The following is a 13,786-nucleotide window of genomic DNA, read 5'->3' on the forward strand; positions in this document are numbered from 1 at the left end:
AAATTTTTATCAGATAAAAATACTTCCCCCCCTCTTCTCTAAATGTTTTCTCACTGCCCCCCTTTAATTATTTATTTATTCATAGTTTAAAAAACATTCGTTTATTTGTCAAATGATGTAAAAAACACCTGTAAATCCCTATAATTTAGGGCGTACAGGTATTTTCTGTGAAAAAAACTATTATTTATAAATATTTACTCCTGGGCTGAAAAACACAACTGATATTCACCCTCATTAATTTGGTACAATTTCTGCAAATCCGCATGTAGTAATTGCCGCCAATCAGCCGTAAATGAAAAATAAACTGCCAAACCACAACTTGAACTTAACTTTCGTGGTACAGGTCTTAATTTACCCTCAATTGAAAGTGAAAATAAATAACGCTGATATTTTAGGGCACCGGATTGCGTAAAAAACAGAGCTAAATATTCCATTAAGTCACCTCTTTTTCACTATAATAACAAGAGATAGCCAGTAAAAATAGTAAACTGAGAATTAAAATTAATTTCCCCTGAAAAGTGGTTGCGGAAATTTGACCCCAGTGACCAAACCAAGCTCCAACCAACATACCACTCCAAACTAATAAGGCTTTAATTTTACCTTCACCCAAGAGCACTAACTGACGTAAAGGACAGCCGCCTAAATAAAGTGAAGCCCAACCAATTAAAACCATGGCCCCAAAACCCCAAATGAGTCCAACATCAAGATTAAAATTTAACTGATAATCACCTGCATTAAGATTAGTCAAAGTACTAAAAAAAACTAAGGCCAAAAAACCATGTAATAGATATGTATCACGACATAAAAATAAATTACGAAATCCGGCCATTAAACAGAATCTAGTGTGTTGGGCTACAAGCCCAATGATTAACCCCAAAAAAAGAGAACCTAGAACTAAGCTTAGGGAAAAATCAAGGTGCCCTTTTTTTAAATAAAAGCTAAGGGGACGACCCCACGAATATAATAAAAAGCTAATCATTACTCCCCAATAAATAAGCTTATTTTTTTTACCGGTTTTACGTTTTTCCGGTATAGTAAAACCTTTTTTTAAAAAAGAGAGACCTAATAAAATACCGCAAATTAAACCTACTAAACCAGAAAGAGCATTTAAATCACCTGTACCTAAACGAAAAGCCATTCTAAAGGGACAACCCAGAAAAATGAAGACACCCATCATCACCATAAAACCTAGGACAAAATAGAGCCAAGATAAAGAAGCCAGTGATGTATCAAATTCTTTTCGACAAATAGCTAAACAAGCAGCCCCCAAAATTATGCCCACTATTTCTAAAGAAAAATAACCAATGGTAGGTAATTTAGCACCCAAAGAAATTAATTGTTCCTGTAAACAAGTCCAACAGTTTTCACTAGCTTCCCATTGACTAAAGAGAACACCTAAAAAACCAATTAAGGCCCCACCTAAAATTATGCTGCTTTTACTTTCTTGTTCCACCATTTTTACCTCCCCAGCAAGTGTCATTTTTGCCTTAATTACGCTAAAATAAGGAAGAGGATGTGATTAAAATGAAAAACATTTATTTTGACAATGCGGCTACCTCTTTTCCCAAACCTAAAGAAGTAGTAGAACAGATCCACTATTTTCTAACAGAAATAGGGGCAAATGTCCAACGTGGTCTTTATGATCTGGCTTTTTCCACAGCCCAAACCATTTTAGAAACTAGAGAACTCTTAGAAACTTTATTCCATTTCCCGCAAACAGAAAATATTATTTTTACCAAAAATATTACGGAAAGTTTGAATTTAATAATCAAAGGCTTATTAAAACCAACTGATCATGTTCTAGTTTCGGCTTTGGAACACAATGCCGTTCTACGTCCTTTATATTCTCTACAAAAAAAAGGACTGCAAGTATCACAAATTCCCTATTCTACGGCAAATCCCTTAGACTTATCCTGGGTGAAAAAAAAGATCCGTCCCAATACCAAAGCCATAATTCTTACTCAAGCCTCCAATGTCTGCGGAACAATTTTACCCCTCAAAGATATCAGCAAACTTTGTCAAGAAAAGGACATTTTTTTAATTATTGATAGTGCCCAAACTGCTGGTTATTTAGAAATAAATTTTACAGATTTGAACCTAGATGCCCTAGCCTTTACCGGACATAAGGGGCTTTTAGGACCCATGGGTATTGGGGGTTTATTACTTCGTGATGAACTGGCAAAAACCCTTTCCCCCCTAATTGAAGGGGGTACTGGTAGTTTTTCCGAACAATTGGCTCATCCCCAATGTCTTCCCGATAAATTCGAAGCCGGCACTTTAAACATTCCGGGCATTTATGGCTTAAATGCAGCTTTAAAATATCTTTTAAAAACTAAAATCAGTACAATTCAAGAAAAAGAAAAAAACCTAACTCAACATTTTTTACGGGGAATTAAAGAAATTACAGAAATTGAAATTATTGGTCCTCATGATCCAGAAAAAAGGGTACCCCTTGTTTCCTTAAATTTCCCTAAAAGGGATAATGCTCAAATAGCCACTCTTTTGGCAGAAAAATACGGCATTATGACCCGCTGTGGACTACATTGTGCCCCAGCTGCTCATCAAACATTAGGTACCTATCCACAAGGAACAGTTCGCTTTAGTTTTAATCATTTTAATACCTGTTCCGAAATAGATTATGCTTTATCGGTTTTAAAAAGTTTACTTTAACCAAAACAACCTACTTTTTTCTTTTAACACCTTTCGTGTAGGTAAAGCAGGCCATCTTTGTTCACGCTGACCCTGACGCATGGCAGCAGCCAAATTAGTGAACAAAGCAGGATTTGTCTTTTGTAAATTTCGAATCAATTCCTTGACCTCTGCCCGTTTTGTTTGACCACTTAAAGAACAAGGACTTTCTAAAGGTTCCCAACCTAATTGCTTAATAAATCCTTTAATATCTTTTTCCCGCAAATAGACTAAAGGTCTAATTACCGTTACTTGAGTTTTTTCTAAATAAGTTTTAGGTAAAAAAGTGGTAATTTGACCTAAATATAGAATACTCATTAAAAAAGTTTCCACGGCATCATCATAATGATGTGCCCAAGCTACTTTATTAAATCCCTTGGTCTGGGCAAAATTGTGCATCACCGCCCTGCGGAAATAAGCACATTGAGCACAGGGATTTTGTGTGGGATGATTCATAATCTTTTCCGCTAATTCTACCCGTTCTATAAAATAAGGTACTTGAAGGGACTGACAAATTTCTTTTAAATTATCCCCATGAGTTTTATCAACAAAACCGAGATCCACAGTTAAGGCTCCCAATTTTACCGAAAAAGGTAGGTATTTTATAAAAACATTTAAAGCATATAAAAGTACAAGACTATCTTTACCCCCGGAAAGTCCGACCAAAACCTGATCACCTTCAACTAATAAATCAAACTCAATGATGGCCCTTTGTAAGGGCCTCATTATATTTTTAGGTAATTTCAAGACTTTCCCTCCATTTTAATGGCTTCACACCGACAAATTGGTACTCCTTGAGCCATAAATTTAAGTTCATATTCAGTTAAAATATTAGCTTTATAACCAGAATTGTGCAAATCATAGGTAATCTTTTCTACCGAAAAACCAATTTGCGAAAACTGCCGTAAAGAGTACTCGAAAAAATCCACACAATCTGTTTTAAAATGGATTGCTCCACCTAATACAAGTAAATCTCGATATAGTTTTAAAAAAAAGGGACTAGTTAAACGCCTGTGAGCATGGCGATTTTTCGGCCAGGGATCACTAAAATTTAAATAAATCCGCGAAATTTCTCCAGGTTGAAAATATTCATCAATTTGAGTGACATCACTTAACAAAAATCGTAAATTAGGTAAACCCGCTGGCACACGCTTCCCAGCTTGATAAATTATTTCCGGCACTTTTTCAATACCCACAAAATTAATTTCAGGTTTTTGATAGGCCAAAGAAGTAATAAATTTTCCTTTACCCATACCCAATTCTACATAAAGAGGATTTGCCTTTTCCCACTGCCACTGCTCACCAGGTAGTAAAAAACCCGGTAATTTTTTTAATTCCTTCAAAACACCGGGACGTCGTCTGATACGCACAAAATCACTCCTCTTCTAAATAGGTAATTTATCTAAGGCTTGATGAATTCTTTCAAAAATCAAACCAGCAAAAAACCATGCGGGGAAATAATCCCAGCGTATTAAACCCTGCAGATGATAAGGTGTCACCTGACTATAATCCCAAGGACAGCGACCCAAAAAACTGGTTAATAACCAGCCAGTCAAATATTCTATAGTTAAAATAATAATCGCCCAAATAGTGCCTCGAATAAACCAAGGCATGTCCACAATTCGATCATGAACAGGTTCTAAAAAAACTGCCAAACCATAAATAGGAAACATCCACAAATATGTAAAACTAGACAACATTAAATTACCCTGCAAGAGGGAACCTAAACCTGTCCAAATAATTTCCATTGTCCAACCCAAAAAGCCATAAATCACAAATTTAGTTATCATACTTCTATTTTAAGTAAAAAACCAAAAAACATACTTCTTCAAAAACGATTACTATTTTTGTGAACTTCACCTTTTTCCTGTTTAACTATCCTATGATTATGTTAAAATGGGGAAAAGGTGCCTGGCTCCCTACACAGTTAACATTTTACAAGGAGGTTTTATCGTTGTCCACATTAAAAAAGCACTTTTCATCTTATCTTACACTATTTGGGACCTTTTTTAAAATAGGACTTTTTGTTTTTGGCGGCGGCTATGCTATGCTGCCTTTAATCGAAGAAGAAGTAGTAAATCGTTATCAGTGGATGACTGAAGAGGAATTTATAGATATGCTGGCCATCACACAATCCGCACCCGGGCCAGTAGCCGTAAATGCCTCTATTTTTATAGGTTTTAAAATGATGGGCATAAGTGGAGCAATTGTGGCTCTTTTAGGGGCAACTCTACCCTCATTTATAATTATTCTGCTTTTAGCTACCCTTTTAGATACCCAAAGTGAAGACAGCCATTTACAACGCTTTTTCGCGGGAGTAAGGCCAGCCATTATTGCTTTAATTTTAGGTGTAGGGATTAGAACTGGCCGTAAAGTAATTCGGGCTCCTTTTAGTTTGCTTATCTTTGGTATAGCTTTAAGTCTGCTTTTAATCTTTAATGTGCATCCAGTTTTATTAATTATTTTAGGTGGTTTAACTGGTGCCTTAGTCAAGGGGGCTGTTTAAAATGCATTTCTTACTTTTTAAAACCTTTTTCATTGTAGGACTTTTTGGCTTTGGTGGCGGCTATGCCATGCTGCCTTTAATGCAAACAGAAATTGTCACTAAACAAGCCTGGTTAACCACCCAAGAATTTGCCGATATCATTGCCGTAGCCGAAATAACTCCCGGACCAATAGCTATTAATACAGCTACTTATACTGGCTATCAAGTAATTGGTTTTAGTGGAGCTGTAATCGCTACTTTAGGTGTTGTCTTTCCCGCTTTAATATTAGTTATCACCCTAACTTCTTTAGTACTCAAACATAAAGACAAACCTCTATTCCAAGGTGTATTCCAAGGGTTGCGTCCTATTGTAGTAGCCTTGATCATTGGAGCAGCGGTTAATTTAGGTTTAAATACTATTTCCCGTCCACTAGAATTGGTATTTACTTTAATAGCTCTAGCTTTATTTATCTTTAGCAAACTACATCCCATTTTACTGCTGCTTAGTTTTGGTCTTTTAAATGTCTTTATAGCCCTAATTTAAAATGAGGCTGGAAAATCCAGCCTCATTTAAATCTTATAATACCATTTTAAAAACATGGTAGTTACCAAAACCGCCCCGGCAAAAAATAAAGCAAAAATTAATAGATAAAATAACATTCGTTTTATTCTTCCCCTTTTACGCATTTAATCACACTCCTCAAAATTACTTCCAATATTTCATTCTATTGAGCGGCCAATAAGTAAACAATGCTTTCCCTTTAACACTTTCTAAATCAGCAAAACCCCATTCATGTGAATCATATGAACGATTACGATTATCACCCAACACAAAAATTTTACCTTCAGGGACTTGAATTAATGGATACTCATAATGCATCGGTTCAGCTAAATAAGGTTCATCCAATGGCTCATCATTTACATATACTTTTCCCCCTTTAATTTCTACCGTATCACCGGGTAAAGCAATCAAACGTTTAATCAAATCATCTTTGAGCCGAGATTGTTCCGGTGGAACAAAAACAATCACTTCCCCCCTTTCCAATCCTTTAAACCGATGAGTAACTTTTTCCACAAAAAGCCTATCCCAAGGTTCTATGGTAGGTACCATAGAAGGTGTAGGCACTACCCTACTATCCAAAATAAAAGTTCTAATAACAATCACCAAAACTATTGCCGTTAAAATAGTAATAATCCATTCTTTTAACTCTTGCCTATTATTCTTCATCATCCCACCGCTTCCTTAATAAACTATCAATCTCCTCTTGAATTTGACCATAGCCGGCCCAATCACCGGCTTTAATTTTTGCCTGTCCCTGAGCATGTAATTCCGCAAAACGCTCCAATAATTCCTCTAGGGAATGTTCTTCTTCTACTATAGCAGAAGAAGAGGCCTCTAAGCCATCACCAAAAATTTTTTCCAGAGCTAATTCCAAAGTATCCTCCATAACAATTTGATCTTTATAATAGACAAAAACCTTTCTTAATTGTGGATATTTATTCTGCTCTGCTTCAATGTATAAAGGTTCCACATAAAGTAGTGAACCAGCTATGGGATAAACCAAAAGATTACCCCGAATAACTCTACTGCCACCTTGTCCCCAAAGTGTTAACTGACTTGAAATTTCAGGATCCTGATCAATCAATGATTCTACCTGTGCTGTACCCGGGATTTGTACTCCTTTAGGGAACTTATAAAGAAGGAGTTTACCATAATGTTCACCATCAGAACGGGCAGCTAACCAAGCAATCATATTTTGTTTCCGTGCTGGTGAAAAAACCCGCATCAAAACAAATTCCTCTTTTTCTTCACCTGGTAAACGAATAATACTATAATAAGGATCTTGAACCTGTAATTCACCCCAATATACTTCTCGACCTATTTCCCAGCGATCTTCACGTGTAAAAAAGACAGTGGGATTAGTCATATGATAATCTCGAATCATGGCTGATTGGAGATTAAATAAATCCTCTGGATAACGGAGATGAGCCTCTAAATCTTTCGGAAATTCTGCCTGATCTTTAAATAATGTAGGGAAAATACGCTGATAGACTTTTATTAAAGGATCATTTTCTTCAAAAAGATAAAAATCAACTTCCCCAGAATAAGCGTTAATTACTATTTTAACACTATTACGGATATAATTAAAATTTCCAGATTCCACTTTTTGTGAATAAGGATATCGATCAGTAACTGTATAAGCATCCAATAAATAATAAAGGTAGCCATCTTCTCCCAAAACTAAATAAGGGTCTTGATCAAAATATAAAAAAGGTGCAATTCTTTGCACACGTTCCCGAAGATTACGTGTTTCCAAATAAAGACTCTCTTTCGTAATATAATCCGAAAGTAAATATCTAAATTGCTTATCCCTAATCGCCAATAATAATTTATTACCAAAAGTCATGGGGATACCCCCATCACCTTCATAAACATATTCTTGGTTATCATCACCCAAAGGATAATCAAATTCTTTAAGTCCAGTTTTTACAATCACATTATCCTGTTTAGCTTCACCATAATAAATCCGCGGTTGTTTAATTTCCCCCAGCACCGATTGTGGTGGAATATCTTGAATTAAATATTGGGGTAAACCTGTTTCACTGACCGCATTGGCCGGACTCATCACTAAACCAAAGCCATGAGTATATTTAAATAATAAATTATTAAAGGTTTTAGCCTGTTCTGGTAAAGCCTCACGATTTAATTCCCGGGCTGCCAGTAAAACTTGTGTCGGTTTACCATCTATTACATAACGATCAATATCCACATCAATAAAATCATAATAAAGTCTAATTTCCTGCTGCTGACTATAGGTACTTCTAGTAGCCCGATGATCCAAAAGACGAATATTATCAATAATCGCCCGATTAGCTTTTAAATCTTCTTTAGTTAATTCCCCTACCGGATATTCTACAGTTGTTAAATTCTCTAAACCATAAGCCTGTCTAGTAAAAGCAATATTACGTTCCAAATAAGGCAGTTCCTGTCTTAATTCATCAGGATCAACAATAAATTGTTGATACATTCCCGGAAAAAGTCCGCTAACTAATAATGTAATTAAAAAATAAATCCCCAGAGCACCTAAAACCCTTTTTCTGTTTTTAGCCATAAAACAAGCAACATATAAGCCCACAGCCAAGGAAAACAAACTTAAAAAACGATAACCCGGCAAACGGGCTTTTAAATCAGCCGCCCCAGCCCCAATAACAGAACCTTCCTGATTAAATAATAATTCATAACCTAATAATTTATAACGCCAGGCTAAACCCACAAAAAAAAGACCGATCAAAAAACCAAGATGAGTAAGAGCCTTACGTTCCCCTACGGTAAAGATACGCTGTGTAACATATTCTGTGGTAATCTCAATTTTACCGGAAAATAAAAACAAATATAAAGGCACACTTAAAATTAAATTTAAAAATAAGACTAAATTAATTAAACGCAGCACCAACCACCATACTGGTAAACGAAAAACATAGAAACTTAAATCTAAATTAAATTGAGGATCAAAAATACCGAAAGGTTGTGCCTGTAAAAAACTTAAAATTTCTAACCAATTTCCTGCCTCTTTACTAACAGCCACTAAACTAACTAAAAAAGCAAGACCTAAAGACAAAGATAAACGAAACGGTTTTTTAGCAATCCTAAAAACCAAGAAAAAATTGAGTAAACTAACTAAAAAAACTACTCCCCCCAAAAGACTCCCCCAGAGTAATTTTCCACTCCAATTTCGTTTAAAAACCTCTTCATATCCCAATACTTGAAACCAAGTCCAATCCAACTTAAAAACTACAAAAAACCTCAGCAATAAATAAAGTAGTATAATACCGGCCAAGATTAACCATTTACGCAGCCGACTACCTTTTTCCGTGGAAAACTGATCTACTTCTGCCACTTTTTCACCTTCCTTTAAAATTTATATAATAAAGTTTCCGGACGAGTAGTAACAATTAATCCAGGTGGTGCCTGTCTTCTCTTATGCTCATTTTTAATCAACAGCTCCCTAATTTTCTCTACCAACTCTTTTTCAAATCCCTTTTCCACCAGATCACTTACCACACAACCGCCCACCAAATACTCTAGAATCTCATCCAAAACTTCATAAGGTGGTAAACTATCACCATCCTTTTGTCCAGGTCTCAATTCTGCACTGGGCTCTTTTTTAATTATTTCCTGCGGAATTATTTCTTTTTCTCGATTAAGCTCAGCCGCTAACTCATAAACCAACGTTTTAGGCACATCCCTCAGTACTCCCAAAGCTCCACACAAATCCCCATATAAAGTACAATAACCAGTTGCCAGTTCACTTTTATTACTAGCATTTAACAACAAACAATTAAATTTATTAGCCAAGGCCATCAAAATAGTACCCCGAATCCGAGCCTGCAAATTTTCCTCAGTTTGATCAAATTCTAAACCCTCAAAATCAGCTTTTAACAATTCCAAATAAGTTTCATAAAGTTCCTTAATCTCTAAAATACGTAAACACACCCCTAAATTATTAGCTAATTTTTTCGCATCTTCAACACTTTCCTGTGGTGTAAAAGGAGAAGGTAAAGTAACAGCCAAAACATTTTCCGGGCCCAAAGCTTCCACAGCCAAAGCAGCTGCCACAGCCGAATCTATTCCCCCCGATAAACCGATCAATGCTCGGCAAAATCCTGCTTCCTGAAAAAATTCACGAATACCTGCCACTAAAGCACGCCGTACTGCCTCCTTTTCATTAGTAGCAAGATAAGTAACCCGTTCCTGCTGAGATAAAGAAAAGGTCTGCACACTTTCTTCAAAACTAGGCAGCACTACCAAAGGTTCGCCTACTGAATCTAAACAAAAGCATTTACCTTCAAAAAGAAAATCATTAATTTTCCCAACCTGATTAACCAATAAAAAAGGTAAGCGGTACCTACCTACATGTTTCCTCACCTGATTATAAAGTTCTTTTTCAATCCCCTGATAAAAAGGCAACGTATTTAAACTAATAATTAAGGTAGCTCCAGCTTCTTGATGTTCTGCCACCTTACTTCTATCCCACAAATCATCATTAAGCAAGAAACCAATTTTTTCACCCCGAAAATCAACCCTTTTTTTACCGTGCAGCTTTACTAGCTGTTCTTCTTCCGAAATAAAAAAAGCATCAGCAAATTTTGCCCAAGAACCCCCAACTACCCAACCAATATCCGGGAAATCTACCTGCAGTTGTCTCATGATCACCAAAAGGTTCCGAATATTTTCTCTGAACCAAACCTTAGTCAATAATAGGTCCTCTGGGTGCCCATATAAAAAAGTTTCCGGCAGAACAATTAAATCTGTCTGTAAATTAAGCTCCTTTAATTTAGCTAAATTTCTCTCTAAATCCCCACTTTTTAATTGAGCAATAGTAATTTTCATGTCCCCCCCCTTAAATCGAAAGCATTCCAGCTAAACGCAAATCTTCCAAACTAACAGTCTTTGACTGATTAATCGCCCATTCCAAATCAAAATTCCTAATTTTATCACCATCTAAGCCTAACATCTTTTTACGTTCGCCTCTCAACAGTAAATTCACAGCCTCAGCCCCCATTTTTCCTGCCAGTAAACGATCTTGAGCTGTAGGAGTCCCACCCCTTTGAATATAACCTAAAATAGAAAGTCTGGTTTCCAAACCTGTCTTTTCCACTATTTGCCGTGTAATTGTTGCCGCATCACCCGCCCCTTCGGCAACAATAATAATACTATGTTTTTTACCCCGGCGTAAACCCCGCTTAATATTACGAATAATATCATCTACCCGCATTGGTAATTCTGGAATAACAATTGATTCTGCACCTCCTGCCAAACCGGCTTCCAAAGCAATAAATCCAGAATGGCGCCCCATGACCTCAATCACAAAAATTCTTTCATGTGAGGTAGCTGTATCCCTAATCTTGTTAATAGCATCAATAACCGTATTAATTACTGTATCAAATCCTATAGTAGTTCTCGTACAAGGAATATCATTATCAATAGTACCGGGAATACAAATTACTGGTATCCCCAATTTTTCCACTTCCAAAGCCCCACGGAAACTACCTTCTCCACCTACCACAATCAAACCTTCCACATGTCTTTCTTTTAATCCAGCTACCGCCTGTTCCCTCTCCTTTTCCTCATAAAAAGCATCACAGCGAGCGGTAAGTAAAATTGTACCCCCTCGATGAATTATATCGGCAACTGAACCTAAATCCAACTCCACAAAATCCCGTTCAATTAAACCTTGATAACCTCTTCTGACACCCACCACTTCCACACCATAATAAATACCGGTTCTAACTACCGCCCGAATGGCGGCATTCATTCCCGGGGCATCTCCCCCACTAGTTAAAAGTGCAATCCGCTTCATTATTTACCTCCCCATACCTTTCCCTCATCTTCTCTTGTTCTCCACAGGAAAGTTTTCCTTCTGGACAATAACCCCAAAGATAACAACTCGGACCAAAATATTTAAATAAACGCGGTGCAATTTCCCTTAACTGCCCCAACATCATTTCCGCCAAATTTCTAATTTCCCATTGAGCCCGCTGACAGGTCCTCAGCCTCATAAAATGTAAAAGCTCTCTCCCATTCATCGTAGTCACTACATCTACTAAATTACCACATAAAAACAAATAAACCTCATCCTTTAATCCTAATTCAGCCTTAGCCTTTAAATGCTCCCGACACACCCGCTCATATCTTTCCTTTAATAATACCTTCTGCCTAATCGAATCCGGCATAATAAATCCCTTTTCCCTCATTTCGCTAAATGAAGGCACAACTAATGACTGCATTCGATGTCTAGCTAAATGGGTAAGTCCAGCCAGACTTAAATTCTTTATCCACCAGGTAAAACTAATCTGTTCTAATTCCCGAGGCCTTTCACTTTCACAAACTAACCTCATCAATTCCTCTATATCAACCTCAGCTTCTATCCCCTGCATCCGCCCAATCAAAAAAGTCTGAGCCACCAATTTTTCCGGTTCCTCAGTAAAAGCCAACATTTCCGCTTCTAGTTCTCCCCCTACCACCTTTACCTCAGTCCTAAACTTCTCCTCTGCCACCTTCTTAAAAGGTACCTTAAAAATACCGGGGGCAATTTTTTTACCTTGTTCCCACAAAGACTGCCCTAAAGCCCTAATTTCCGGATATTTACTTCCTCTCCCCCACACAGCAGCCTGAATAATATGCCGTAATTCCCGAGCATTTACCGTACAGAAAAAATTACTATGTAAACAATAAGGCAGCAAAAAACGTGCATCTTCCCTAGGAATACCTTCCCCTAAAAAAAACCGATACTCCTCAAAAAGTCTCTCTACCAAACCCCGATATTTCTCCATAACATCCCCCGCCAAATCAGGAGAATAATAACCCATTTCACTAAAATCAACATAACGCCTTGACTTTACCGTAAAAGAGGCTAAACGAAACTCAATCATAAATTGCTCTACCAACATAGAAACATTTTCAAAAGCCAGGGTAAAACAAGCATGTTCCACTGTCGTGGCATGTCCCATCTTTAGAACATTACTTACTAACCTCTCCGCTCTCTCTTTTTCCCATTCACGTTCCATTATTTCCAAAGCACTGCCCGGTGTAGTAGAAATACTAGCCGCCGCAGCACACAATTTTTCCAGATCTGGAGTAGACGCTACAATAACAACCTTCCCCATAATTCTCCCTCCTGTATCCTCTACTTATTTCCACATTTCTATTTAAATTCCTTTAAAAAAATTAGCCACTCACGCGGCTAATTTTATAAGCTATTTAATAATTTCTCAATCTTTTTCCTTAATCACTTCCTTAGAAAAATCATTAATCCAGTAAATATAATCGGCATAAGCCTGTAAATCCGGGGAAACTCCCCCTTTAAAAACACATAATTCAATTCTTTTATATAAAAATTCTTTTACATGTGCTACTGAATCCTCTAAATCTCCATCACCTGACGAAAGAATCAAATTATCATAACTATTTTGATGTGCCAACTTAACAATAAAAGTAGCTAAACCCACATCCACACCTTTTTGCACCTGACAGGTAAAATTTCTTTGACAATAAGGACAAGTACTTTCACTTTCCTTTAGTTTATATAACTTTACTAAAAATTGTGGTCCATTAGGCCTGGCAGTCTTTAACCAGGAATGAAAAGCACTTTGATTATCATTAGGTGGGTTTTGTGAAGAATTTAAATAATAAACTCGATCTATATCCCCCCTTTCCTCTAACTTATTCCTTAGTTTTAAATAATCAAAATTATAATTACCTAAGGAACGCTGGGCATTAAATAAATAAGCCGCATCAATCAACCAGACTGTTTTTCCGGTTCTCATAAAAAAAGACCCCTTTCTTTGTAGTCTACTCTACTTTATTTCCACACCCAAGTCTAAATCCCTCCTAAAATTGGTAAAAACAATACAGCCCCCGTTTTTTAGGGGGCTGTATTGTTTTTACATCTATTCTTAATTCTTTACTGCAAATCCGGTAATGAAGCAAAATCCAAAAACTCCAGCTTAAATAACTGCTTCTCATTGTTTATTTTTATTTTACTTTCATCGTAAAACATCTTCGATTTTATGACTAAATATTCATCCACTGTTAACAATAATTCAATTCTG

14 protein-coding genes are annotated in these 13,786 nt (G+C 36.6%); 3 read left to right on the forward strand and 11 right to left on the reverse strand.

What is annotated here, in order from left to right; all coding sequences use genetic code 11:
- Positions 1-194: 194 nt before the first annotated feature.
- Both GX687_02560 and GX687_02565 read right to left on the reverse strand, forming a co-directional pair.
- Positions 195-434, reverse strand: a complete 240-nt coding sequence (locus GX687_02560; protein HHX96333.1) for a DUF3343 domain-containing protein — start codon at positions 432-434, stop codon at positions 195-197.
- A complete protein-coding gene (locus tag GX687_02565) occupies positions 434-1,456 on the reverse strand; it encodes a YedE-related selenium metabolism membrane protein (protein ID HHX96334.1) in 1,023 nt (340 codons plus the stop codon). Before GX687_02565 ends, GX687_02560 begins: the two co-directional genes overlap by 1 nt.
- Positions 1,457-1,524: 68 nt before the next feature.
- Between GX687_02565 and GX687_02570 the strand changes: the two genes are divergently transcribed.
- Positions 1,525-2,670 carry an aminotransferase class V-fold PLP-dependent enzyme gene (locus GX687_02570; protein HHX96335.1) on the forward strand — a complete coding sequence of 382 codons (1,146 nt, stop codon included), beginning with the start codon at positions 1,525-1,527 and terminating at the stop codon, positions 2,668-2,670.
- On the opposite strand, the gene GX687_02575 is transcribed toward GX687_02570, so the two are convergent.
- From GX687_02575 to GX687_02585, 3 genes are read right to left on the reverse strand one after another with little or no spacing between them, the layout of a single operon-like run.
- Positions 2,662-3,414: a tRNA 2-thiocytidine biosynthesis protein TtcA gene (locus GX687_02575; protein ID HHX96336.1), complete on the reverse strand. Its 753-nt coding sequence runs from the start codon at positions 3,412-3,414 to the stop codon at positions 2,662-2,664. The genes GX687_02570 and GX687_02575 overlap by 9 nt on opposite strands.
- A gap of 17 nt (positions 3,415-3,431) precedes the next feature.
- Positions 3,432-4,058, reverse strand: coding sequence for a tRNA (guanosine(46)-N7)-methyltransferase TrmB (trmB, locus tag GX687_02580; protein ID HHX96337.1), 627 nt, complete (start codon positions 4,056-4,058; stop codon positions 3,432-3,434).
- Positions 4,059-4,073: 15 nt separating this feature from the next.
- Complete coding sequence (locus GX687_02585; protein HHX96338.1) at positions 4,074-4,478, reverse strand: hypothetical protein; 405 nt, start codon at positions 4,476-4,478, stop codon at positions 4,074-4,076.
- Positions 4,479-4,642: 164 nt separating this feature from the next.
- On the opposite strand from GX687_02585, the gene GX687_02590 reads away from it, so the two are divergent.
- Positions 4,643-5,194, forward strand: a complete 552-nt coding sequence (locus GX687_02590) for a chromate transporter (protein ID HHX96339.1) — start codon at positions 4,643-4,645, stop codon at positions 5,192-5,194.
- Position 5,195: 1 nt separating this feature from the next.
- Positions 5,196-5,717 (forward strand): chromate transporter, encoded by a 522-nt coding sequence (locus tag GX687_02595; protein HHX96340.1) that lies wholly within the window; start codon positions 5,196-5,198, stop codon positions 5,715-5,717.
- 162 nt (positions 5,718-5,879) lie between these two features.
- Here the strand turns inward: GX687_02595 and lepB are convergent, their stop codons facing one another.
- The 6 genes from lepB to GX687_02625 all read right to left on the reverse strand — a co-directional run bounded on the left by lepB (position 5,880) and on the right by GX687_02625 (position 13,501).
- The gene (lepB, locus tag GX687_02600; protein HHX96341.1) at positions 5,880-6,401 is read right to left on the reverse strand and encodes a signal peptidase I; all 522 of its coding nucleotides are present in this window, start codon (positions 6,399-6,401) and stop codon (positions 5,880-5,882) included.
- Positions 6,391-9,072 (reverse strand): UPF0182 family protein, encoded by a 2,682-nt coding sequence (locus GX687_02605; GenBank protein HHX96342.1) that lies wholly within the window; start codon positions 9,070-9,072, stop codon positions 6,391-6,393. The genes lepB and GX687_02605 overlap by 11 nt, the downstream gene beginning before the upstream one ends.
- A gap of 14 nt (positions 9,073-9,086) precedes the next feature.
- Positions 9,087-10,565 carry an NAD(+) synthase gene (nadE, locus tag GX687_02610; protein ID HHX96343.1) on the reverse strand — a complete coding sequence of 493 codons (1,479 nt, stop codon included), beginning with the start codon at positions 10,563-10,565 and terminating at the stop codon, positions 9,087-9,089.
- 10 nt (positions 10,566-10,575) lie between these two features.
- Positions 10,576-11,535 carry a 6-phosphofructokinase gene (gene pfkA / locus GX687_02615; GenBank protein ID HHX96344.1) on the reverse strand — a complete coding sequence of 320 codons (960 nt, stop codon included), beginning with the start codon at positions 11,533-11,535 and terminating at the stop codon, positions 10,576-10,578.
- On the reverse strand, positions 11,510-12,841 hold the full coding sequence (gene thyX / locus GX687_02620) for an FAD-dependent thymidylate synthase (protein ID HHX96345.1): 1,332 nt from the start codon (positions 12,839-12,841) through the stop codon (positions 11,510-11,512). Before thyX ends, pfkA begins: the two co-directional genes overlap by 26 nt.
- Positions 12,842-12,946: 105 nt before the next feature.
- On the reverse strand, positions 12,947-13,501 hold the full coding sequence (locus GX687_02625; protein HHX96346.1) for an NYN domain-containing protein: 555 nt from the start codon (positions 13,499-13,501) through the stop codon (positions 12,947-12,949).
- Between the last annotated feature and the right edge of the window lie 285 nt (positions 13,502-13,786).

It is taken from the genome of Clostridia bacterium (genome assembly GCA_012841935.1).
GTDB lineage: Bacteria > Bacillota > Peptococcia > DRI-13 > DTU073 > DUTS01.

Bases quoted from the DNA above. Each gene is read 5' to 3' on its own strand.
- GX687_02560 (HHX96333.1), bottom strand. From the start codon at position 434: ATGGAATATTTAGCTCTGTTTTTTACGCAATCCGGTGCCCTAAAATAT.
- GX687_02565 (HHX96334.1), bottom strand. From the start codon at position 1,456: ATGGTGGAACAAGAAAGTAAAAGCAGCATAATTTTAGGTGGGGCCTTA.
- GX687_02570 (HHX96335.1), top strand. From the start codon at position 1,525: ATGAAAAACATTTATTTTGACAATGCGGCTACCTCTTTTCCCAAACCT.
- GX687_02575 (HHX96336.1), bottom strand. From the start codon at position 3,414: ATGAGGCCCTTACAAAGGGCCATCATTGAGTTTGATTTATTAGTTGAA.
- GX687_02585 (HHX96338.1), bottom strand. From the start codon at position 4,478: ATGATAACTAAATTTGTGATTTATGGCTTTTTGGGTTGGACAATGGAA.
- GX687_02595 (HHX96340.1), top strand. From the start codon at position 5,196: ATGCATTTCTTACTTTTTAAAACCTTTTTCATTGTAGGACTTTTTGGC.
- lepB (HHX96341.1), bottom strand. From the start codon at position 6,401: ATGAAGAATAATAGGCAAGAGTTAAAAGAATGGATTATTACTATTTTA.
- nadE (HHX96343.1), bottom strand. From the start codon at position 10,565: ATGAAAATTACTATTGCTCAATTAAAAAGTGGGGATTTAGAGAGAAAT.
- pfkA (HHX96344.1), bottom strand. From the start codon at position 11,535: ATGAAGCGGATTGCACTTTTAACTAGTGGGGGAGATGCCCCGGGAATG.
- thyX (HHX96345.1), bottom strand. From the start codon at position 12,841: ATGGGGAAGGTTGTTATTGTAGCGTCTACTCCAGATCTGGAAAAATTG.
- GX687_02625 (HHX96346.1), bottom strand. From the start codon at position 13,501: ATGAGAACCGGAAAAACAGTCTGGTTGATTGATGCGGCTTATTTATTT.